Source organism: Faecalibacterium sp. An192 (assembly GCF_002160175.1).
Lineage (GTDB): Bacteria > Bacillota > Clostridia > Oscillospirales > Ruminococcaceae > Faecalibacterium.
This window is the reverse complement of record NZ_NFKB01000128.1, coordinates 1-1,187: the sequence shown is the minus strand read 5'-3', so window position 1 is coordinate 1,187 and position 1,187 is coordinate 1. Positions and strand designations below refer to the sequence as shown.

At 57.2% G+C, this 1,187-nt stretch carries 2 protein-coding genes; both read right to left on the bottom strand.

Annotation, left to right across the window (positions count from 1 at the left end):
- Positions 1 to 181 precede the first annotated feature (181 nt).
- Complete coding sequence (locus B5F27_RS16225) at positions 182 to 370, bottom strand: transposon-encoded TnpW family protein (protein ID WP_002571011.1); 189 nt, start codon at positions 368 to 370, stop codon at positions 182 to 184.
- A gap of 14 nt (positions 371 to 384) precedes the next feature.
- Positions 385 to 1,187 (bottom strand): ATP-binding protein (locus B5F27_RS16220; protein WP_144066573.1); only part of this gene is annotated, 803 nt, incomplete at its 5' end.

Here is a 1,187-nt window from a genome sequence, read left to right as displayed (position 1 = left end):
GCAACTCGTCCTCATGGGACAATCTCGGATAAAGGGCGGTAATGAGGTTTTGGGTGGCTTGTCTTAACATAAAATCCTCCGTTTCCGACAGCCAGCCCCACTATTCCGTAGCTTTATTGTACCACGGAATAGCGGGGGCTGTATAGTGGCAAAAGTGTAAAATCTGCTTCTTTATGGTTTGTCAAATTGCCGGTTTTTGTGTAGCAGCGGCTTCCGCTTCCAGTACCCGCGCCATTTTGTCGGCGGCGGTGGTCGTGGTATCTTTCTTGAAATAGCCGGACACGACAAGGACGGAATTGCCCATGCGGATTTCCGTCACGCAGTCGGGGCGGCGGGCGGTGCGGGTGTCGTGCTGCTTGTTATCTGTCATAGGCAATACTCCTTTCAGTCGGTAATCAGTTTCTTCATGCTCTCCATTTTCCGCTGCGCGGCTTCCTGCCGGAAATTGTCGCCGGTAAAGCGTACCGGGACGCACATGGAAAGCAGGCGGTCATAAATCCGGGAATGGGCGGTGTCCTCCGGGTTCCGCAGGTCGTCCAGCGTGAGGTTGGTCGTGACGATCAGCGGCTTGCCGCTGCGGTAACGGCTGTCAATCACATTGAAAACCTGTTCCAGCCCGTATTCCGTCCCGCGCTCCATGCCGAAGTCGTCAAGGATAAGCAGCGGATAGCGGCAAAGGCGGGAAATATACTCGTTGCGGTTCTCAAAGCTGGCGGCAAGGTCATTGAGGATAAGGGCAAAGTTTGTCATGTGGACGGGGATTTCTTTCTCCATAAGGGCGTTTGCGATACAGCCCGCAAGGTAGCTTTTCCCGGTTCCAACGCCGCCCCAGAACAGGCAGCCGATATTGTCGGCTCGCATATCCTCCCAATGCTCCACATACCGGCGGGCAATCCCGGTCTGTGGGTTCCTGCCGTTGTCGTTCTCAAAAGTCCAGTCCCGCATGGTGGGGTCGGTAAAGCCCCGGCGTTTCAGTTCCTCCACGGTGTCAAGGTGCCTGCGCCGCTTCTCGGCGGCCTCCCGTTCCTCACGGGCGGCTCTCTGGCAGTCGCACTCTGCCGGGTGGCGGTCACGGCCAAAGATAGCGGCCTTATCCGGCGCAAAATAGGCTTCTTTCGGCTTGCGGCACTTGCCGCAGTACAGTAAACCGTCCTCGCCGGTGTAGTCCTCCGGCTCCGGGGTGGTGG

What these genes read in the sequence shown, in the direction of transcription:
- B5F27_RS16225 (WP_002571011.1), bottom strand. Translation starts at nt 370, where the DNA reads ATGACAGATAACAAGCAGCACGACACCCGCACCGCCCGCCGCCCCGAC.